The organism is Desulfolutivibrio sp. (assembly GCF_036584575.1).
Lineage (GTDB): Bacteria > Desulfobacterota > Desulfovibrionia > Desulfovibrionales > Desulfovibrionaceae > Desulfolutivibrio.
On record NZ_JAZHDB010000098.1, the window covers coordinates 13269 to 34393 of the forward strand.

15 protein-coding genes are annotated in these 21125 nt (G+C 62.9%); 3 read left to right on the forward strand and 12 right to left on the reverse strand.

Features of this window, described 5'->3' with window-relative positions; all coding sequences use genetic code 11:
- Window positions 1-103: 103 nt before the first annotated feature.
- The 7 genes from V3572_RS07725 to V3572_RS07755 form a co-directional block, all read right to left on the reverse strand.
- Window positions 104-1216: a 2-aminoethylphosphonate--pyruvate transaminase gene (locus V3572_RS07725; RefSeq protein WP_332110404.1), complete on the reverse strand. Its 1113-nt coding sequence runs from the start codon at window positions 1214-1216 to the stop codon at window positions 104-106.
- Window positions 1217-1231: 15 nt separating this feature from the next.
- Entirely contained in the window at window positions 1232-2677 is a 1446-nt protein-coding gene (gene pbfA, locus V3572_RS07730) for a (R)-1-hydroxy-2-aminoethylphosphonate ammonia-lyase (RefSeq protein ID WP_442877369.1), read from the reverse strand.
- Entirely contained in the window at window positions 2674-3501 is an 828-nt protein-coding gene (gene phnX / locus V3572_RS07735) for a phosphonoacetaldehyde hydrolase (protein WP_332110450.1), read from the reverse strand. The genes pbfA and phnX overlap by 4 nt, the downstream gene beginning before the upstream one ends.
- A 146-nt stretch (window positions 3502-3647) precedes the next feature.
- Window positions 3648-5396 (reverse strand): putative 2-aminoethylphosphonate ABC transporter permease subunit, encoded by a 1749-nt coding sequence (locus V3572_RS07740; RefSeq protein WP_332110405.1) that lies wholly within the window; start codon window positions 5394-5396, stop codon window positions 3648-3650.
- Window positions 5393-6529, reverse strand: a complete 1137-nt coding sequence (locus V3572_RS07745; protein WP_332110406.1) for an ABC transporter ATP-binding protein — start codon at window positions 6527-6529, stop codon at window positions 5393-5395. Before V3572_RS07745 ends, V3572_RS07740 begins: the two co-directional genes overlap by 4 nt.
- 77 nt (window positions 6530-6606) lie before the next feature.
- Window positions 6607-7641 carry a putative 2-aminoethylphosphonate ABC transporter substrate-binding protein gene (locus tag V3572_RS07750; RefSeq protein ID WP_332110407.1) on the reverse strand — a complete coding sequence of 345 codons (1035 nt, stop codon included), beginning with the start codon at window positions 7639-7641 and terminating at the stop codon, window positions 6607-6609.
- 137 nt (window positions 7642-7778) lie between these two features.
- Window positions 7779-8030 carry a hypothetical protein gene (locus tag V3572_RS07755; protein ID WP_332110408.1) on the reverse strand — a complete coding sequence of 84 codons (252 nt, stop codon included), beginning with the start codon at window positions 8028-8030 and terminating at the stop codon, window positions 7779-7781.
- Between the two features lie 142 nt (window positions 8031-8172).
- Between V3572_RS07755 and V3572_RS07760 the strand changes: the two genes are divergently transcribed.
- Together V3572_RS07760 and V3572_RS07765 are read left to right on the forward strand one after the other, a co-directional pair.
- Window positions 8173-9684, forward strand: a complete 1512-nt coding sequence (locus V3572_RS07760) for a B12-binding domain-containing radical SAM protein (protein WP_332110409.1) — start codon at window positions 8173-8175, stop codon at window positions 9682-9684.
- 642 nt (window positions 9685-10326) lie between these two features.
- Complete coding sequence (locus tag V3572_RS07765; RefSeq protein WP_332110410.1) at window positions 10327-12315, forward strand: methyl-accepting chemotaxis protein; 1989 nt, start codon at window positions 10327-10329, stop codon at window positions 12313-12315.
- Between the two features lie 154 nt (window positions 12316-12469).
- On the opposite strand, the gene V3572_RS07770 is transcribed toward V3572_RS07765, so the two are convergent.
- Window positions 12470-12868: an OsmC family protein gene (locus tag V3572_RS07770; RefSeq protein ID WP_332110411.1), complete on the reverse strand. Its 399-nt coding sequence runs from the start codon at window positions 12866-12868 to the stop codon at window positions 12470-12472.
- 198 nt (window positions 12869-13066) lie between these two features.
- Between V3572_RS07770 and V3572_RS07775 the strand changes: the two genes are divergently transcribed.
- A complete protein-coding gene (locus tag V3572_RS07775) occupies window positions 13067-14521 on the forward strand; it encodes a DHA2 family efflux MFS transporter permease subunit (RefSeq protein WP_332110412.1) in 1455 nt (484 codons plus the stop codon).
- Window positions 14522-14619: 98 nt separating this feature from the next.
- Here V3572_RS07775 and V3572_RS07780 read toward each other — a convergent pair whose 3' ends face one another.
- The 4 genes from V3572_RS07780 to V3572_RS07795 form a co-directional block, all read right to left on the reverse strand.
- Window positions 14620-15537 (reverse strand): delta(1)-pyrroline-2-carboxylate reductase family protein, encoded by a 918-nt coding sequence (locus V3572_RS07780; protein WP_332110413.1) that lies wholly within the window; start codon window positions 15535-15537, stop codon window positions 14620-14622.
- Complete coding sequence (locus V3572_RS07785; RefSeq protein WP_332110414.1) at window positions 15534-18614, reverse strand: efflux RND transporter permease subunit; 3081 nt, start codon at window positions 18612-18614, stop codon at window positions 15534-15536. The genes V3572_RS07780 and V3572_RS07785 overlap by 4 nt, the downstream gene beginning before the upstream one ends.
- 18 nt (window positions 18615-18632) lie before the next feature.
- Window positions 18633-19751, reverse strand: a complete 1119-nt coding sequence (locus V3572_RS07790; RefSeq protein ID WP_332110415.1) for an efflux RND transporter periplasmic adaptor subunit — start codon at window positions 19749-19751, stop codon at window positions 18633-18635.
- Between the two features lie 254 nt (window positions 19752-20005).
- Complete coding sequence (locus tag V3572_RS07795) at window positions 20006-21115, reverse strand: transporter substrate-binding domain-containing protein (protein ID WP_332110416.1); 1110 nt, start codon at window positions 21113-21115, stop codon at window positions 20006-20008.
- Between the last annotated feature and the right edge of the window lie 10 nt (window positions 21116-21125).

The following is a 21125-nucleotide window of genomic DNA, read 5'->3' on the forward strand; positions in this document are numbered from 1 at the left end:
AGCACACCACGACAAGGCGCGGGCTGTGGGGACGACCCCAAGAGCCCGCGCCTTTTTCGTTGCCTGTGGCCTTCCGGCGGCCGCATTATATCCAGCGTTCCGATTATTCCGCCAAACCGGACATGGACACGGCCTCCACCAGCCGCTCCATGTCCTCGGGAAAGACCTGGCCGATGCTGCCGATGCGGAAGGTGTCGGCCGTCGAAACCTTGCCGGGATAAATGACGAACCCCCGATTCTTCAGGGCCTCATACAGGCGCTTGAAGGTGAAGCCGGACCAGGCCGGGCACAGAAACGAGGTGATGATCGGGGACCGATAGGCCGGAGGCAGGAGGCATTCGAAGCCCAGGCGGTTCATGCCCGAGACCAGGATGCGGTGGTTTTTGGAGTACCGGGCATGCCGGGCCGCCACCCCGCCCTCGGCGTCGAGCTCTTCCAGGGCCCGGGCAAAGGCCCGCACCACATGGGTCGGCGAGGTGTACCGCCACTTGCCGCCCTTGTCCTCCATCTCCTTCCACTGCCCGTACAGGTCGAGGCTTAAGGAACGCGCCCGGTCGCCCAGGCGCTCCATCTCCCCCCGTCCGGCCACCACGAAGCCGAACCCCGGCACGCCCTCGATGCACTTGTTGGCGCTGGAAATCAGAAAATCCGCGCCGATCCCGGCCATGGTCATGGGAATGCCGCCAAAGGAACTCATGGCGTCGACGATGAAGACCTTGCCCGCGTCCTTGACCGCCCGCCCGACGTCGCCAACCGGGTTTTGCATGCCCGTGGTGGTCTCGCAATGCACCACGGCCACATGTGTGATGGCCGGATCGGCCTCCAGGGCCAGGGCCACATCCCCGGGACGCGGCGGCTCCAACTCACCGAAATCCATCAGGGTCAAGGGGATGCCCAGCCTGCGGGCGATTTCCCCGATGCGCGCGCCGTAGGCCCCGTTGGACAAAACCAGAAGCTTGCCCTCCCGGGGAACGGCCGTGCCGATGACCGATTCCACGCAAAACGTGCCGCTGCCCTGCATGAGCACGGCGGTCAGCTCCTCCCCGCCTCCGGCCAGACGCACCAACTGCGACCGGATGTCCTGCACCAGGGCGTTGTAGTCGTCGTCCCAGGTGCACCAGTCGCGGAACATGGCCGCCTTGACCCCCTTGGAGGTGGACAGGGGGCCGGGGGTCAGAAGCAGATAGGGATTGTCCGGAAGCAGTCTGGAGTCCATCGCGTGATCCTTTCGTCAGGCGTTGCAGTCAGTTGCGGCGGCCAGGGCGGCATCCAGAACGGAAAACGCCAGGTCCGCGTCCTCATCGCTGATGGTCAGGGGCGGGGTCAGGGTGAGCACGTTTCCCCCGGACACCTTGAAGCTTACGCCCCGCGCCAGACACTCGTAAAGCACCCGGTCGGCGATGGCCGCCGCCGCGTCCCCATCCCCTTCCGGACAGTCGACCTCCAGGGCCAGGGCCAGCCCCAGGCCGCGCGCCGACCCTGCCGCCGCGTGTCGTGCGCTCAAGGCTTTGAGGTCGCCCAGAAGGCGTCTGCCCAACGTCGCGGCCCAACCCGGAAGATCCTCGTCCAGGATCACCCGCAGGGCCGCCAGACCGGCGGCGCAGGCCACGGGATTTTTTTCGTGGGTGTAGTGGCCAAGGGCCTTGTCCGGGGCCACGTCGAGATCCGCCCGGGCCAGAAGCGCCGCCAGGGGCATGATCCCGCCGCCCAGGGCCTTGCCCAGGACCACCATGTCCGGCCTGGCCTCGAAATGTTCGCAGGCGAAAAGCCGTCCCGTGCGCCCAAGCCCCACCGCTGTTTCATCAAAGATCAAAAGCGCCCCGTGCCGGTCGCAGATGTCCCGCACGGCCCGCCAGTATCCCGGCGGCGGCAGGACCACGGTGGTGGCCCGTACCGGTTCGGCCACCAGCGCCCCCACATCCCCCTCATGCCCCATGACGTAGTCGATGTACGCGGCGCAGCGCAGTCCGCAGGAGGCGCAGTCCCCACCTGGGCGGAAGAGGCACCGGCCGGGATCGGCCGGGGGAACATGGACGGCCCCTGGCAAAAGCGGTCCCGCGTTCTTGCGGAACAGGGCCTCGCCGCCAACGGAGATGGCGTCCAGGGACGCGCCGTGGAAGGAATCCCACATGGACACGGTCTTGAACCGCCCCGTGGCCGCCCGGGCCAGCTTCAGGGCCATGCCCACGGCCGTGGTTCCGCCCGGGGCGAAGAGCGCCTTGGACGGCCCGCAGGGGGAAGAGGCGCACAACAGTTCGGCCAGCTCCACGGCCGGGGCGTTGGCATACCGCCGGGGGCAAAACGGCAGTTCATCCATCTGGCGGCGCACGGCCCGGACCACGGCCGGATGGCCGTGGCCGAGGTGGTGGACGCTGTTGCCGTGGAAATCGAGGATGCGCCTGCCGCCAAGGTCCGTCAGCCAGGCGCCATGCGCCCCGGACAGGACGTTGAGGCAGGGGGTGGACAGGCTTTGCCGGAAAAAGACGGCCTGGTCCCGGGCCAGCCAGTCCCGGGTGGCCTGGTCGTGTTCGGCGGCCACAAACGCCGCCCGCCGGGGAGACAGGTTCACGTCCCCCTCGGTCTTTTCGGCCCGTTTAAAAGCCGTATCCCCGGGGATCGACGGCGACGGTTCAGAGCGCGTCCCCGCATCCCCCGGACATCCGTCGGCCTTGGTCACGGGCGGTCCCCCAAGGCCAGGCGGGAGCCGATCTCCTCGACAATGGCCGGGCAGTCGCCGATGCGCCGGGCCAGAAAATGCGCCCCGGCGTTCACCAGGCGATTTTCGGCCGCCTCCAGGCGCTTGCAAAACGTCGCCGGGGCCATGGCCGCAAGCTCCGCCTCGGGAAAACCCATCTCGTTGCCCTGCTCCGTCAGTCCCACGGTCCACAGGCCGGCGTTTAAGCCCTCGTGGATGTCGCTGACCGTGTCGCCGATTTTGACGATGGCCTCCAGGGGATAGACCTCCAGGGCCACGGCGTTTTGCCAGCACATGTAGGGATAGGGCCGACCGGCCGGGGCGTCCGTGGGACAGGCCATGAAATCCGGCGCATAGCCGCGCTCGCGCGCCAGGGGCATAAGCGCCTCCATCATGGGCCGGGTGTAGCCGGTGGTTGAGCCGATGCGCAGCCCCATGTCCCGCAACGCCGCCACGGCCTCCACAAGGCCGGGCACGGGTTCGGCGTGCCGGGAGATCATCTCCACCATGAGCGGCTCGGTCTCGGCGTACATGTCCTCCACGTCGGATTCGTCCGGGTCGCGGCCGAAGACCTCGCGCCATCTGGCGGCCACGGAGGCCATGCGGCACACGGCCCGGATGTGGTCCTTTTTCATGAGCCCCATGGGGGCGCGGGCCTCGGGCACGGTCACCGCCACCCCCCGGCGGGCGAAGACCTCGAGGAAGACGGCCACGGGGCCCATGCAGCCGAAGTCCACGGCCGTTCCGGCCCAGTCCAGGATGACCGCCCTGACGGGCCCCGTATAGGCGGTGTTGCGAATGAACATGTCCACGGTATCGATTCTCCTTTTGGATCATCGCGGCGCGACGAACCGTCTGGGCGGCCTATCACGGCGCCGCGTGCTTTTCCATGCCGGGCTTGACGTCCGTTCCACGAGCGGCCGTCACCCGGGCGCCGCTTCCCGGCGAAAATTTATCCCTTCCCGGCCCATGTCTGGGTGCGTCGCCGCAACCGTTTGGTCGCCAGCCCGTAGAGGATGCGCACGGCCACGTTGGCCCCCACGATCAAAACGGACATGGCGCAGGCCGGGGCGATGTCCCCGGCGTCGTCCATGTTGGCCACGGCCACGGCGGCCAGGGGGATGTCCGCCGAATAGAGAAAGATGACCGCCGAGACCGTGGCCATGGAGTTGACGAAAAAATACAGCCCGATTTCCAGAATGGCGGGCAGGCACACCGGGGCCGTGACCCGCAGGAAGGTGCGGTAAAAGGGCACGCCCATGGATTCGGACACGGATTCGAATTCCCGGTCGAGCTGTCCCAGGGCCGTCGCCGCCGTGAGGTAGCCCACGGTGAAAAAATGCACCACATTGGACAACACCAGGATGCCCATGGTGGCGTACAGGGCGTTGGCCGGGTTGGGGATGTGCAGCCCAAAGAGGTCGAAGGCCGGGGCGTTGAAAAAAAAGATGTAGGACAGGCCGATGACCAGCCCGGGCAGGGCCAGGGGCACGATGCACAAAAAGGAGGCCGCCTGCCGGATGGGGCGCATGCCCGGGGATTTCTCAATGAGATAGGCGGCGGAAAAGGTGGCTACGGTGCCCGCCACGGCCGAGATGGCGGACATCTTCAGGCTGTTGAAAAAGGCCCGGTAGCCTCCGCCGCCCGTGCCGGAAAAGTCGTAGTGGGCCAGGGTCAGGCTCAAATCGTAGGGCCAGACCTTGATCAGGGAGGCAAAAACCGCCACCAGGAAAAAGGAGATCACGGCCAGGGCCACCAGCAGGCAGAAAAGGAAAAAAGGCCGGTCGCGAACGGGATCGGGCCGGGGAACCAGGGGCACGCTGCGGGCCCCGATCATGGACGACTGTCTGCGGCGGCTCACCCGGTCGGCCAGAAAGGCCAGAACGGTCGGAAACAGCAGGATCATGCTGACCGTGGCCCCCATGACGAAATTCTGTTGCCCGATGACCTGCTTGTAGATGTCCGTGGCCAGGACGTTGAAAAAGCCCCCCACCACCTTGGGCGCGCCGAAATCCGTGAAACTCAGGATGAATCCCACGAAACAGGCGCTCACCAACCCGTAACGCACCCCGGGCAGGGTCACGGTGAAAAACACCCGGCCAGGCGACGCCCCGAGGGAATGGGCGGCCTCATAGAGCCTGGCGTCGGTCATGGAAAGGGCCATGGTCAGGATGAGCACGGCCTGGGGAAACACGAACAGCACCTCGGCCAGGATGATGCCCACGGCGCCATACAGGCCGATGTCCAGGCCAAAGGGCAAGATCCCGAAAAAACCCGTGGTGACGAGCCCCTTTTTCCCGAACAGGTAGACCAGGACGATGCCGTTTAAAAGCGTCGGGGCGAAAAGCGGCATCATGGCCACGGTGAGGAAAAACCCTTTGGCCGGGATGGCCGTGCGGGTCAGGGCGTAGGCATAGGCGAATCCAAGGCTGACGGCTACAAGGGTGGTGGCTGCGGACACGAAAAGGCTGTTGCCGAAGGAAACGGCCAACGAGGGCGTGCTGAAATAGCGGATGAAATTGTCGAACCCGGCAAACGCCCCGTCCGGGGTGGTGAGGCTTTTCACCGCCAGGGTGGCCAGGGGAAACAGCACCGCCACGGTCAGCCACAGGCACAAAAGGACCAAAAGCCCGGCCCGAAGCGCCCGCATGGCGTCGAAGTCCGCACATGCCCGCGTCAACGCCGCCATCCGGGGGCTCATGCCCCCTCCGCAACGTGGGCTTCCTGACGATAGACGTGCATCCGATCCGGGCACAGCCCCACCGAGAGCCCCATATCCTGGCGCAGTTCCATCCGGCGCACGGTCTCGGCCGAGACGTCGGCGATCATCCCGCGTTCTCCGCCGCCCACGAACAGGCTCAGTCCCACCCGGTAGACCCCGCCGCGAAACTCAAGATGACGGGCTTTTCCCGGCCACAGATCCGGCCCGGTTTCCTGGCGCGGGGCCAGGGTTACGTCCTCCGGCCGGATGGCCAGGGTCACCTCCCCGGCATCCCCCGCTCCCCGGGCGATCCTCGGGCCGCTTGCCCCCCGGATGGAGCGGTTGCCCAGGAACACGGTGCCGTCGGGATGGCGCTTGCCGCCGGAGATGAAATTCATGGAGCCGATAAACGAGGCCACGAACGGTGTGGCCGGGGCGTCGTAGATGTCCCGGGGCGAGCCGTCCTGGACCACCATGCCCTGGTGCATGACCAGGATGCGGTCGGCCATGGTCAGGGCCTCCTCCTGGTCGTGGGTGACCATCACCGTGGTCACCCCAAGACGCCGCTGCAAGGAGCGAATCTCGCCCCGCAGCATGATGCGCACCTTGGCGTCCAGGGCGGACAGGGGCTCGTCCAGGAGCAGCAGCTTGGGAGACAGGGCCATGGCCCGGGCCAGGGCCACCCGCTGTTGCTGGCCGCCCGAGAGCCTGGCCGGATAGACGTCGCCAAGCCCCGTCAGCCCCACCAGCCGCAACAACTCCTTGACCCGGTCGTGCCGGGCCCCCTTGGCGGCGTTGCGGCTTTTTAAGCCATAGCCCACGTTCTCTGCGGCGGTCAGGTTGGGAAACAGGGCGTAGGACTGAAAAACGATGCCCACGTTGCGCCGGGACACGGGCAGCCCGGTGACGTCGCGTCCGGCCAGGACCACCCGCCCGGCCTCATGGGATTCGAGTCCGGCCACCACCCGCAGCATGGTGGTCTTGCCGCAACCGCTGGGGCCCAGGATGCACACGAACTCCCCGGCCGAGGCCGCCAGCCCCACCTCGCGCAGGGCGTAGAAATTCCCGAAACGCTTGGTGACGTTTTCCACCAACAGATACGGCTCGTCCTTTCCTGGGGCACGTTGGGGCATGATGTCCTCGGGGGCGCGATCCGGCGGGAAAGACCGGATCGCGCCCGTGATGGGGGGAGGCAAAGGGATCGGGAGGCCTATTTGGCTTCGCTTTTGCTTCCGTAGCGCTTGGTCCACTCGGCCAGGATGCGTTCACGATTCTTGGCCGCCCACTGGAAGTCGTTTTTCACCAGGATCTTGAAGGGATCGGCCGGATAGCCCTCGGGGATGGCCACGCCCGTGGGATAGGCGGTCAGGGGGTAGACCTTGGCGTACATCTTCATGACGTCGGCCCCCAGCGCCCAGTCCAAAAAGACCTTGGCATCGGGCTTGATGGCCGCCTTCTTGACCAGGGCGTTGGCCTCCACGTCCCAGCCGCAACCGTCGGAGGGGAACACGGTCTGCACGGGCTCACCCTTCTGCTTCTGGATGATCCCCCGGTAGCCGAACGAGATGCCGATGGGGAATTCCCCGGCCCCGGCCATCTTGCAGGGCTTGGAGCCGGAATGGGTGTACTGGGCGATGTTGTCGTGGAGTTTGTCCAGGAACTGCCAGCCCTTTTCCTCGCCCATGGTCTGGAGCACGGCCGAGACGGTCAAAAAGCCCGTGCCCGAGGAGGCCGGGTTGGGCATGACGATCTTGCCCTTGTATTCGGGCTTGACCAGATCGGCCATGGAGGCCGGGATGGGCAGCTTCAGCTTTTCGGACTCCACGGTGTTCACGCAAAAGCCGGTTTCCCAGGCTTTGATTCCCACCCAGTGGGGCGGATTGGCCGCATCGCGGAACTGGCTGGCCACTTTGTCCAGATTTTTCGGGGCATAGCCTTCCAGCATGCCGTTTTGGTCGCACACCAGAAGGCTGGTGGCCGCCGTTCCCCACACCACGTCGGCCTGGGGGTTGTCCTTCTCGGCCAAAAGCTTGGCCGTGACGATGCCCGTGGAATCGCGCACCACCTTGACCGTGATCTCCGGGTGGTCCTTTTTGAACAGTTCCAGATAGCCAGGGTATTCGTCGTCCTCCAGGGCGGTGTAGACCAGGATCTCCCCGGCCCGGGCCAGACCGGAAAAGACCAGCCCCAGGGCCACGACAAACCCCAGGATCATGCCTGCCAGTGCGTGCGTGCGGCGTTGCATCCCCGTCTCCTTTGCGTTGCGGTTTGATGGATAAAAAGAACTGGCAGGAATGTGTTACAAACGCAGGACGGCCTGGAGACAAAGCCATGACCGAGGCGCCGGCCGGAAAAAGAAACCCGGGCAAGGTGAGACCATTTCTATTCTCTAACCAGAATCCGTAAATAACATCCGTTCAAGATGCCGTAACGGCGCCTCAGGTCATTGAAAAAAGTGTATAATTCCAGGATATTGATCATTGCTGGGTGGCGATAGCCCACTTCATCCACGGGGTGCTGGACATGAGCAAGCGTGCCATGTAGATGATTCAGGAACCGATCATCGGCAATACCGGGTTGCTGACTGCGGGAAAAATTCTGCACATCAGTGGCGTTGACGGTGTCTGCACTCATCTGGAATCGGCAAATCACCTGGACCGTTTTTTAGTCTCGCAGTCCTCCCTGAAAGAATAATGCTGCATACCAGTCCTGGGGTATGCGTAGCGCAGTGGGATTGCTGCGAGGGCCAACGATCTAGGGAGGATACCCGCATCGCATGAAAATCCTTCTCGTTTCGCCAGCTTATCCGCCAACATTCTGGAGCATGCAGTATGCAGGACGCTTTTTTCATGCGCCATCGAATGTTCCGCCTCTTGGTCTGCTCACCGTAGCCGCAATGCTCCCAAAGGATTGGCCACAGCGACTTGTTGATATGAGCGTGGAACCGTTGCTTGAAGAGCACCTCGCCTGGGCAGATGCTGTTTTTGTAAGCGCCATGGATATTCAGATGCAATCGGCTGCGACGGTCGTGCGCCGGGCAAATGCCGCCGGAGTGCCTGTCGTGGCCGGGGGGCCACATTATACGCTGTATTATGAAACGGTCCAGGGAGTTGATCATATCCTGGTGGGCGAAGCCGAGGCCGTCATGCCCCAGCTTGTGGCCGATCTGCAAAACGGTTGCGCCAAGCCGGTGTACAAGGCGGACGGTTTTCCACGCTTGACAGAGACACCGCCCCCCCGGTTGGATCTTCTCGACATCAAAGCGTACCTCGCCATGCCCATACAGAGCACACGAGGGTGCCCCTTTCAGTGTGAATTCTGTGATGTGTTGTTCCTCAACGGTCTGAAGCCCCGCCACAAATCCCTGGAACAAATCCTTGTCGAACTGGACAATATCTTGTCTCTGGGCTGGGGAGGCATGATATTTTTTGTCGATGACAACTTCATCGGCAACAAAAAGCTGGCAAAAACGTTCCTGCACGGCATCATCGCTTGGCAACAGGGGCATGGACAGCCATTCACGTTCATCACGCAGGCCAGCATCAACCTGGCCGACGACGCGGAACTGCTCGGACTGATGGCGACGGCCCAATTCAAGAGCGTCTTCATCGGCATTGAGACTCCGGCGGCCGCCTCCCTGGCCGAATGTTCCAAGAAACAAAATCTGGGACGCGACTTACTGCGATCCGTGGAGACGATCCATTCCTTTGGCATCAATGTCATGGGCGGCTTCATCATCGGTTTCGATGCGGATCCACCCGAAATTTTCTCCATCCAACGGCAGTTTATTGAGAATTCCGGTATAGCCGTGGCCATGATCGGGTTGCTCTCGGCTCCGCCCCACACGCCGCTGTGGAAACGTCTTGAAAAAGAGGGCCGGATTCTTGGCTTTCCCTCAGGAAACAACACTATGGACGAGAATGCCCTGAACTTCATTCCAAAAATGGATAAGGACTTCCTCGTTAACGGATACAAAGACCTTTTGCGAGAAATCTATACGCCGACAGCATCCTTTGGGCGCATCAAAAAATGTTTGAAGCACTATAAGACTCCTGATTTCGTGACAAAAAGACCGGTGAAGCTGTATGATGTCAAGGCCATGTTCCATTTGTTTTGGACACTTGGCTTTTTCACGAAAGGGCGTTTGGCTTTCTGGAGATTATTTTTTTACATATTGTTCAAAAGTCCAACCGAATTGACTGAAATGCTGCATTTGGCAGCCATGGTGCACCATTGTCAAATCGTGACCACGGATTTCCTCAGAAACAAAGAAACGTGTTCAAGATGATGGTCGCCATGAATCCGTAAGAAGCATCCGCTCAATCTTCAGTAAAAAGGCGGCGTCAAACGGAGGCTTCGCAGAAGCGCGTATCAACCTGCGCCGACACCTGGCAACGGTCTGAACATGAAAGCGGCAATTCACTGCTTGGGCAGCGGCCTGCTGAAAAATCGTTCACTTTCGCCTTGACGCCAAAAACTCCGCTCTGTCGAAAATGACGTCTCACCATCAAGATTGAACCAGACGCTGAGCGGATATCTCCCGGCTGAGAATCCTCGCCAAGAGAAAGAACGGGGGCTCTGCCTCGATAGCCCAACGGATTTATATTCTCTAACAATTACTGAATATTACCAACGTATTTGTCCAAATCCAAACCCCGGCGGATGCGGTATCGCCACCGGGCGGGGAGGATTCCGATTGACGGCGCCGCAGGGCTTTCGATACCTCGGAAGACGCGTATGGCAGATTGGTTTGAACCCCAGACACACCCCGATCCGCTTCGTGTTGCTCGGATCGGCAGTGTCCTGGAAAACGCAGCACTGCCTTTGACCTCCTGCAACGCCGTAAAGGAAGGGAGGCTCAACTTCCCCGGCCGATTGTCATGACCACGGTGCGGCAGGTCGGCTCAGACACCGCCAAAAGGAAATGATCATGTTTATGAATTTGAAGTTGGCCGGGAAGATCGGCCTGGGATTTTCCCTGGTCCTGGCCATCGCCATGGCTGTTGGCGCTGTATCCATTGTCTCCATGAGCGGCGTCCGGACCCAGAACCATGTTCTGGCCCAGACCAACGTTCCCGAGTGGTCGCTGTCCGGGATCATCGAACGCCATCAACGTCAGGCCGGATATTATAATCTGGGCTACAGCTTAAATCTCCAGCCGGAATGGCTGGAAAAAGGCCGCCAGGAAATGGCCCTGGCCCGTACGGCCATGCAGAAGGGCCTCGCCGGACTCAAGGAAACCTCGGGAGGCGGCGACGCCGACTCCTTCGGCAAGGTGTTGCGGGATATTTCCGCATCCATGGACGCCTATGAGATCGCCGTTCAAAAAACAGAAACAAGCGTGGAGCGCACCAAAGCCGCCCGGGTGGCCCTGCATGAGGCCTCCCAGACCTTTACCACCAACATCGACGCCTACCTCAGGCAGCAGCAATCCGCCATGCAGCGCCAGATCACCGCCCACGACACCGTGGAGGAACTCCAGCTCAGGCAGGACCGCATCGACCGGGGGTTGGCCCTTCTTCTGGCCGGAGAGGATATCCGGGCTGACGCCTGGGAGGCCCAGGCCACGGCCAATTCGAGCATCCTGGAAGCCTGCGTCCAACAGACCGGAAAGATCATCACCCTTACCGACGAACTCTTGGCCGAAACCCGACAGGAGGCCAATCGGCGCCAACTGTCGGCGGTCAAGGAAGCGGCCCAGGCGTTTCGCAAGGTCATCGGGGAGATCGTTACGGAACAGATGGCCGTGGCCCCGCTTATCCAGGAACGCATCGCCACCTATTCCGGAGTGCTGGACCGGGCCGCCGACCGGGCCGCCCTGGCTGAAAAGAGCACCACGGCCATGGCCTCCGAGGCCCTGGCGTCCCTGGACACGGCCATCTCCACGACCTCCATCGGACTTGGGGCGGCCCTGCTCCTGGGCATCCTGGTGACCGTGATCATCACCCGGGCCATCACCGGCCCGGTGCAAAAAGGGGTGACCTTCGCCCAGGCCATGGCCGAAGGCGATTTCACCACCAACCTGGACATTGATCAGAAAGACGAAATCGGGGTGCTGGCCAAATCCTTAAACGACATGGTGGAAAAACTGCGCGAGGTGGTGGCCGACGTGCAATCGGCCACGGAAAACGTGGCCTCGGGCAGCGAGGAGCTGTCGGCCTCGGCCCAGCATCTCTCCCAGGGGGCCAGCGAACAGGCCGCCGGGGTGGAGGAAATCTCGTCCTCCATGCAGGAGATGACGGCCAACGTGCGCCAGAACATGGATAGCGCCCAAAAGACCCGCCAGATCGCGCTCAAGGCCGCCTCCGACGCCGAACAGGGCGGCGAGGCCGTGCGCAAGGCCGTGGTGGCCATGAAAAACATCGCCGAAAAAATATCCATCATTCAGGAAATCGCCCGCCAGACAAACCTGTTGGCCTTAAACGCGGCCATCGAGGCCGCCAGGGCCGGGGAACACGGCAAGGGGTTCGCCGTGGTGGCCGCCGAGGTCAGGAAACTGGCCGAACGCAGCGGCGCGGCTGCGGCCGAGATAGGGGAATTGTCCGGAACAAGCGTGGATGTCGCCGAAGAGGTCGGGGTCATGTTCTCCCGGCTCATCCCGGACATCACGCGGACAGCCGGACTGGTGGAGGAGATCGCCGCGTCCGGGGTCGAGCAGAACGCCGGGGCGGAACAGATCAGCAAGGCCGTCAGCCAACTTGACCAGGTGGTGCAGCAAAACGCCTCGGCCAGCGAAGAAATGGCCTCCACCTCGGAGGAACTGGCCGGACAGTCCGAACAGCTCCAGGCCACCATCTCCTTTTTCCGGGTCAGCCGAAGCCACCCCACGGGCCGGACCTCCAAGTCCATCGCCGGAACATCCGCTGGTCCCGGCGCCAGCCCGAAAGCGTCGCCGGGCCAAGCGTACGAACGCCTGTAACGCAGGATATCCAACTGGCAAAAGGCCGTCTTCCCCGGGGTGCGGGGGAGGCGGCCTTTTGCTGTTTGGCAGGGAAATGCCGGATCGTGGGGATGCCGTCGCGTCCCTGGCGATCCCGGCAGCCGACGCCACGACCAGATCGCGACGCCAAGGATCAGCGTGTGCGCACGGAAAAAAGCGGCGGATGCTCGAAGTGTTTTTTCACCCAGCAGGCCTCCACGGCCCGGACAATGGCCTCGCGGTATTTTTCCGGGAATCCCTCGGGCAGGGTCAGCTCCATCTCCACCGTGCCCACAAGCTTGGTGCGCTCGTCGGGCTGGCAGCGCACCGACAGGGAAAGGCCGGTGGCGTCGATGGAACGGTTTTGGCAAAAGGCCAGGGCATAATAGCCGGAGCAGGCGGCCACGGCCCCGAAAAACAACTGCGATGGCAGGGGGGCGCTCCCCTCTCCGCCGCTTTTGACCGGCTGGTCCGTCTCAATGACCACATCGCCGAAGTCCGCCAGAACCTTTTTTCCACCGGGGAACCGAACGTCAATCACCATACTGTCCATAACGACATATCCTCCGGCCCCATGTCTACACGCCGGGCCATGCCCAAGGCAAGAACCGCGGCGAGGCCTTGACGGGGCGTACGCCGTCGCAATTTCCTAGAGCGGCCCTCAAAAAAAAGCTTTGCGGCCCAGGCGGCATCACTATAGAAATGACGGCTCTGCGCGATCCCGGAAAACCCGGCGCGCCAAGGACTCTCCATGCCAGAAAACGCCTCCTCCGTCCCGGAATCCGCCTTCGGCTCCTCCGTGGCCCTGTCCATGCTCGGGGTGAACATGATGGTGCTCATGGCCACCCTGGACATGAGCATCGTCAACGTATCGCTTCCCACCCTGGCCGCTAGCCTCGGGGTGGATTTCGCCACCATCCAGTGGGTGATCCTAAGCTACGTGGTGGCCATCGCCTGCCTGTTGCTGCTCATCTCCCGGCTCGGGGACATGATGGGCAAAAAGCGCATCTTCGCAACCGGCCTGGTCATCTTCACCGCCGCCTCGCTTCTGTGCGGGCTGGCCCCAAACGCCCATTGGCTGATCGCCTTTCGGGCCCTGCAAGGCGTGGGCGCGGCCATGAGCCAGGCCTTGGGCATCGCCATCGTCACCGAGATCGCCCCGCCCGGCACGCGCGGCCGGGCCATCGGCTTTGTGGGGGCCACGGTGTCCATGGGACTGGCCCTGGGGCCGTCGGTGGGGGGAATCCTCATCGATCTGGCCGGATGGCGCTGGATATTTTTGGTCAATGTGCCCATCGGACTTTTGGCCATGCGCATTGTGGCCAAATACATGCCCGCCCTGCCCCCCTCCCAGGCCAGGCAACGGTTCGACGTGCCCGGCGCGGTCATCGCCGCCGTGACCCTGGGCTGCTACTGTCTGGGCATGACCCTGGGCCAGAAGACGGGCTTCGACCAGACAGGCGCCCTGGCCCTGCTGGGTCTCTCCGTCATCGGATTCGCGGGATTTCTTGCGGTGGAGCGGCGCACGGCCCAGCCCATGATCGATTTGTCCCTGTTCCGCAACCTGCGGTTTTCCCTGAACCTGCTCATGTCGGTGCTGGTGTTCATCTCCCTGTCAGGCGGATTCATCGTGCCCTTTTTCCTGCAAATGGCCCAGGGGCGCGCCACCTGGGAGGTCGGATTGATCATGATGGTCCTGCCTGTGTGCATGGGCGTGTTCGCCATGCTTTCCGGCTCCCTCTCCGACCGCTTCGGGTCGCGGGGATTAAGCATCCTGGGGCTGGCCACGGTGGGCATCGGCTATCTGGCCATGACCGGGCTGACCCAGGACGCCCCCTGGTGGGAATTCGTCCTGCGCAACTGTCCGGTGGGCATCGGCATCGGGCTGTTCCAGGTTCCCAACAACAGCGCCATCATGGGGGCTGTGCCGCGCGAACGGCTGGGCGTGGCCTCGGGGCTGCTCAATTATACCCGGGTGTTCGGGCAATCCACGGGAATGCCCCTGGTGGGGGCGATATTCACCGCCTCCATCGCTGGCATGTCGGCCATGCCCACGCGGGCGGACATGACCCGGGTGCCTCCCGACCAGTTGGTGGCGGCCTTTTGCCATACCAACTCCATCCTGTTCCTCCTGGCCATGGCCGCCCTGGCGCTGGGGGCCGTGGTCTGGCGGCTGGACCGCACGGCCAAGCCGCAGGCTGCTTAAAAACACACGGGGGCGGCCCGACCGGAAGGCATCTTCCGGACGGCGCGAGGGCCGGGACAGTCTCCCTGAGATTTTGGCAAGGATACGGCCGAAGCCGCTTACAGCATGGCCATGGCCAGCCGGGCGGCGGCCAGATCGAACAGGGCGTGCCCCACGCTTTTGAAAAGCACCGGTCCCCCGCCCGCTTCCGGACGTCCCACCGCACCGTCCGCCACATCCTCCAAGGGCGTGATGCGCCCGAAGTCCGCCCCGGCCCGGATGAGATCGCCCGCCTCTGCCTGCGCCGCCGTCAGATCGTCCACATAGACCTGGGCCCGGCGCACCAGACCGGCCGGGATCTCGGCCGCCCGGGGGGAAAACGACCCCACGGCGGCCAGGAAGGCGTCGTCCCGGACCCTGTCCGGAACAACCGGCTCCGTGGCCGTGGTGGCCGTGACCACAAGCGGGGATGCGGCAATCACGCCGGGAAGCTCCCGGGCCTCCACGGCCCTGGCGTCCAGGCCAGCCTGCCGCAAGGATTGGGCCAGGGCCTCGGCCTTAGCCGGGGTCCGCGAGAACAGGCGGCAGGTCTTCACCCCCAGGCCCTCATGAAAGGCCAGGGCGTGCGTCCGGGCCTGCACCCCCGCCCCCACGACCAGCAGCGGCCCCTGCGGATTCGGGGCCAGAAGCCGCGCCGCCAGAAGGCTCAGGGCCGCCGTGCGCCGGGCGGTCACCGTCGGGCCGTGCAGTTCGAAGAGGGGTTTTCCCGTGGCCGCGTCGGACACCGTGACCTCGCCCTGAATGGCGGGCGCCCCCTGGCCGGGATTGCCGGGATGCACGGTGATGCGTTTGACCATGAGCAGATGGTGGTCCGTGGCGGGCATGACCAAAAGCACGCCGCCGGGAAGGGGCATGTGCAGCCGGGGCGGGGCGAAAACCTCGCCCCGGCGCTTTTTCGCCAAGACCTCGGCCAAGGCGTCGGCCAGCCGGTCAAAGGGCAGCACGCTGGCGGTTTGGGCGGCATCCAGGCACATCATGAGGCGTCGGCGTGGCTCTCCGAACGTTTGGTCAGCCAGTTCTGGAGCTGGTCCATGTAGGTATAAAACACCGGGGTCAGGTACAGGGTGACGATCTGGGAGATGACAAGCCCCCCCGCCACCACCAGACCCACGGGCTGCCGGGCGTCGCCGCCGGCGCCGTAGCCCAGGGCGATGGGCATGATGCCTGCGATGGCCGCCACGGTGGTCATCATGATGGGCCGAAACCGCACCACGCAGCCCGCGAACACGGCCTCGAAGGGGGTTTTGCCCTCTTTCTCGGCCTCGATGGCGAAGTCGATGACCATGATGGAGTTCTTCTTGACGATGCCAATCAGCATGATGATGCCCACGAAGCCGTACAGATCCAGGGGACGGCCGAAGAACAGAAGCGTCACCAGACCGCCCAGGGCCGCCGAGGGCAGGCCCGAAAGCACGGTCAGGGGATGGATGAAGCTTTCGTAGAGAACGCCCAGGATGATGTAGATGACCATGATGGCCAAAAGCAGCAGGAAGGGCACGCTGGCCAGGGATTCCTGGAAGGCCGTGGCCTGGCCCTCGAAGAAGTAGCTGATGGTCGGGGGCAGCTCCTTCTTGGCCAGATCGGTGATGGCCGTGACCGCCTGTCCCAGGGAATAGACGCCTGCGGTGTTGAAGGAGATGGTGACCGAGGTCAGCTGGCCGGTGTGGTTGACCACCAGGGGCCCCACGCCCTCGCGCATGGAGACCATGCCGCTTAAGGGCACGAGTTTCATGTCCCCGGTGGTGTCGTCGGCCTGGCTGGTGCGCACGTAGAGCTTGTTCATCAGGTCCGGCCGACGCTGGAACTCGGGCTGGACCTCCACAATGACCTTGTAGGTGTCCGTGGTGGCGTACAGGTTGGTCACCTGTCTGGCCGCATAGGCGGTCATGAGCGCCGTCTCCAGGCTTTGGGCCGTGACCCCCAGGGTCTTGGCCTTGTCGCGGTCGATGTCCACGAAGATCTGCGGGCCGTTGATCTGCATGTCGGTGTTCACGTCGGCCAGTTCCGGCAGCTTGCGCATGAGCCCTTCCATCTTGCGGGCCAGGGGATAGAGTTCGGAGGTGCTCGGCGAAAGCAAGGTGAACTGATACAGGGCCTTGGTCTGCTTGCCGCCGATCTGGATGGAGGGCGGATTGTACATGAAGACCATGAGATCCGGAATCTGGGCCACCTTGGGGCGCATGCGGTCGATGATCTCCTGGGCGCTGGCCTTGCGGTCCTTCATGGGCTTGAGCAGAGGGAACCCGGCGGCGTTGTTCATGGAGGTGTTGGGACCGCCCACGCCGATGATGCCGATCATCTTGAAGACGTCGGGGTCGGCGGCGATGACCCGGCTGAGTTTGAGCATGCGCTCTTTCATGGTGTCGAAGGAGGCGCTCTGCTCGGCCATGGCGAACATGTAGAACATGCCGGAATCCGTGGCCGGAATAAACCCCGTGGGCACCACGGTGAAAAGCCACATGGTCAGGGCCAGAATCCCGACTGAGGCCATGAGCACCAGGGCCCGAAACCGCAGGGCCACATGCAGGGTTTTCTCGTAGCCCCGCTCCATAAGTTTAAACAAACCTTTGGATTCGTTCATTTTCCCTGACAAAAACCGGCTGCACAGCATGGGCGTCAAAGACAGGGTGACGAATCCGGAGACCAGGATGGCCACGGTGATGGTCACAGCCATCTCGTTGAGCACCCGGCCCAGGATGCCGGCCATGAACATGATGGGAATGAACACCACGGACAGTGACAGGGTCATGGAGATGATGGTGAAGCCGATCTGGCGCGCCCCGTCCAGAGAGGCCTGCATGACCTTTTTGCCCATCTCCATGTGGCGCACCACGTTTTCGATCATGACGATGGCGTCGTCCACCACGAATCCCACGGCCAGGATCAGGGCCATCATGGACAGGTTGTCCAACGAAAAGCCCAGAATCTGCATGACCGCCAGGGTGCCGATGATGGAGGACGGCAGGGCCATGGCCGCTATGAGCGTGGCCGGGAGGTTTTTGAGGAAGAAGAAGATGACCACCACCACCAGGGCCACGGACAAAAGCAGGGTGAACTGCACGTCGTTGATGGATTCTTCGATGGTGACCGAGCGGTCGTAGAGCACCTCGACGGTGATCGAGGGCGGCAGGGTGGCCTCGATCTGGGGCAGAAGCGTCATGATGTCGTTCACCACGTCAATGGTGTTGGTTCCGGCCTGACGCTTGACGGCGATGACGATGCCCTGGTCCTGGTTGAAGAACCCGGCGTTTTTGTCGTTGATGGTGGAGTCGATGGCATGTCCCACATCGGCCAGACGGATGGGCTGGCCGTTGCGGTAGGTGATGATCTGGCGGTTGTAGGCCGCCGCCGTGTGCAACTGGCCCTTGGTCTTGATGGTGTAGAGCTTTTCCGTGCCGTAGAGGGAGCCCGTGGGCAACATCACGGTTTCCGCCGAGAAGGCGTCGGCCACCTCGTCCACGCCGATGCCCAGGGCGGCCAGTTTGTCGGGATTGACCTGCACCCGGGGGGCATAGGTCTGGTCGCCGTAGATGGACACCTGGGCCACGCCGTTGATCATGGAGATGCGCTGGGTGATGAAGGTCTTGGCGTAGTCGGTGACCTTGTACAGGGGCATGGAATCGCTGGCGATGCGGATATAGACGATGGGCATGTCCGCCGGGTTGACCTTCTGGAAGGTCGGGGGGCTGGGCAGGTTGTTCGGCAGGCTGCCCTGGGCGGCGTTGATGTAGGTCAAAACGTCCGTGCCCGCGCCGTCAAGGCTTCGGGACAATTCGAACTGCAAGGTGATGGTGGTGGTCCCCAGGGCGTTGATCGAACTCATGGATTGCAGGCCCGAGATGGACGAAAACTGCCGTTCGAGGGGGGTGGCCACGGCCGAGGCCATGGTTTCCGGGTCCGCGCCGGGCAGGGAGGCGGTGACCTGGATGGTTGGAAAGTCGATGTTGGGCATCTCGCTCACCGGCAGCGAGAAATAGGAAACCACTCCGAAGAAAATCAGCGCCGCCATAAGCAGCGTGGTGGCCACCGGACGCTTGATAAAAAGATCGGTCATGCCCGAGATCCTTGTAAGTTAGGAGCCTTTCCGATCCTTGTCGACCGCGTCCTGCCCACTGTTTTGTCCATCGCCTTTCGGCTGGGGCTGTCCCTGCGTCGTCCCGTCAGCCGGCGGGACCGGCCCTTCATTATAGGTCTTCTCGTTGACGATGGTCACGGGCGCTCCCGGGAAAAGCTTGATCTGTCCGGACGTGATCACCGTGTCTCCGGCATTTATGCCGGACTCGATCACCGTGTTCGACCCGATTTTGCGTCCGGTCTTGACCTTGCGTATCTCCACCGTCTTCTGGGCCGTGACCACGAAGGCGGAGATGCCGTCCTGGGTTTCCATGAGCGCGTCCGAGGGCAACAGGATGGTTCCCGGGATCATGGCCAGAACCACGGAGGCCTCGACGAACTGACCCGGCCACAACAACCTGTTTTCATTCTGGAACTCACCCTGAATGGTGATCATGCCGGTGGTGGTGTCCACGGCGTTGTTGATGACCGTCAGCACCCCCGTGCTGGCCGGGGCGTCCTTTCCCGGAAAACGGACGTTGATGGGAAGCTGGGTCTTGACGGCATGGGCGCGCAGATCGGGAAGATCCTTTTCGGCCACGGAAATCTGGATATTGATGGGGCGAATCTGGTTGACGGTGAGGATGGTGTCCTTGTTTTCCTCCACCAAGTTGCCCGTTTTGATCTGTTGCAGGCTGCAGATGCCGTCCACGGGAGAGGCGATGGAGCACCAGGACAGGCTGATTTCCGCGTCGGCCAGGCTGGCCTCGTCCATCCGGACCTGTTCTTTGGACTGCTGATAGTCCGTGCGCTTTTTCTCGTAGTCTTCCTGGCTGATGACCGCCTTCTCCACCAGATCCTTATACCGCACCCAGTCCCGGTGGTTCTGTTCGGCCGTGGCCTTGTCGCGCAAAAGCGTGGCCTTGGCCTCGTCCACTTTGGCCTGGAACGGGGCCGGGTCGATGAGCACCAGCAAATCCCCGGCTTTCACCTCTTGTCCTTCGACGAAGGAGGTGGCTTTGAGATAACCGGTCACCTGGGGGCGGACCTTGACGGTGTTGTAGGCATACACATGCCCGATGCCGTCCACATTGAGCGGGGCATCGGCATGAGCGGCCTGTACGACCGTGACTTCCACAGGCTGCGGAGCCGCCTTTTGCTCGGGTTTTTTCTCGCATCCGGCAAAAGACAGAAAACTCACAACAATGACGAGGGCCGCATAAAAAAAGGCGGCTTGTCCAGTCTGGGGGCGGCTTTTCATTGCACTCCTTACGGCGACGTTGGTACGGCGCAGCAACATGCGTTATCCAGTTTACGGGTAGACACTAATCTTTTTAACAATTTCGAGCAAGGGCCTTGATCCGTACCGCTGCAGCCGCCTTTCCCCGGCGGCTACTCCCCAAGATATGGGCCGGTCAGTGTTTTCCAGTAGTTCCGGTCCATACGCAAACGCAGAAGGACCACGTTGGCCGGCTTGCGCAAGGCGCTGCCCAGGGGAAAGGCGAACCCGTACAGTGTGGGATCGAAGTGCGCTTCCAGAACCGCCACTTTTTGGGAATATCCCTCCCGCACCGTGTGCAGCAAAAAGGGCCGATCATCCACCACAGCGTCCAAATCCCCCGCAGCCAGGGCGGCCAGAGCGGCGTGAATATCCGTATATTGGCGCGGCCTGGCGTGGATATGGCGCAGATAGCCCTCAGCCGTCCCAGGGGAGACGCAGCCCACGGCGGCCGTCGGCAGATCGGCCGGGCCGTTGACCTTGCCCTCGATGCGGCCCACGGTCAGGGTGGTGGTCACGCTGGCCGTAAAAACGGACACCAGCACCACCGAGGCGAACATCCAGGCCATGCCCAGAAGCCGACCCGCGATGCTTTTCGGGGCGGCGTCGCCATAGCCCACGGTGGTCATGGTCACGGCGGACCACCACATGCCGTCCACAATGCCCCGGGGACCGCGCCCGAACTGGTCGGGATTCAAGCGCCGTTCGATCCACCACACCACAAGGCCGCTGACCATCAGCAAAAAGCCCATAAGTCCCACGTAGATCAAAAACTGGGGGGAAATGAGCTCTTCCACCACATGGATGAAAATATTGCCCACCGGGCGATTTGGAACCGCGATCCCCAGTCCGCTCAGATAATAGGGATGTGTGAAATCCATGTGGCGTTCCGAGTCCGGGGTGATGGACAGGGCCGTGACGGCCGCGTCGATCCGGCCGTGTTCCACGGCCTGAAGCAGGGACTTCTCGTCAAATTCTTCAAGCGTAACCCCGTATCCCATCTCGTCGGCCATGTCCTGCCACAGGTCGATGCTGATGCCCTCCCATTCCCCATGGGCGTTTTTATACGAAAACGGCGGCCTCTGCGTGGTTCCCACTTTCAGATTGGTGGAAGCCGCAGGGGCGTTTTCCGGTGCGGACGGAGGCGGCGTCTGGGCTGTGGCCGAAAGCGGCGCTCCCCAGAGAAGACCGGCGAGGATGGCGGCTGTGAAAACATGACCCATGGGGCGAGGC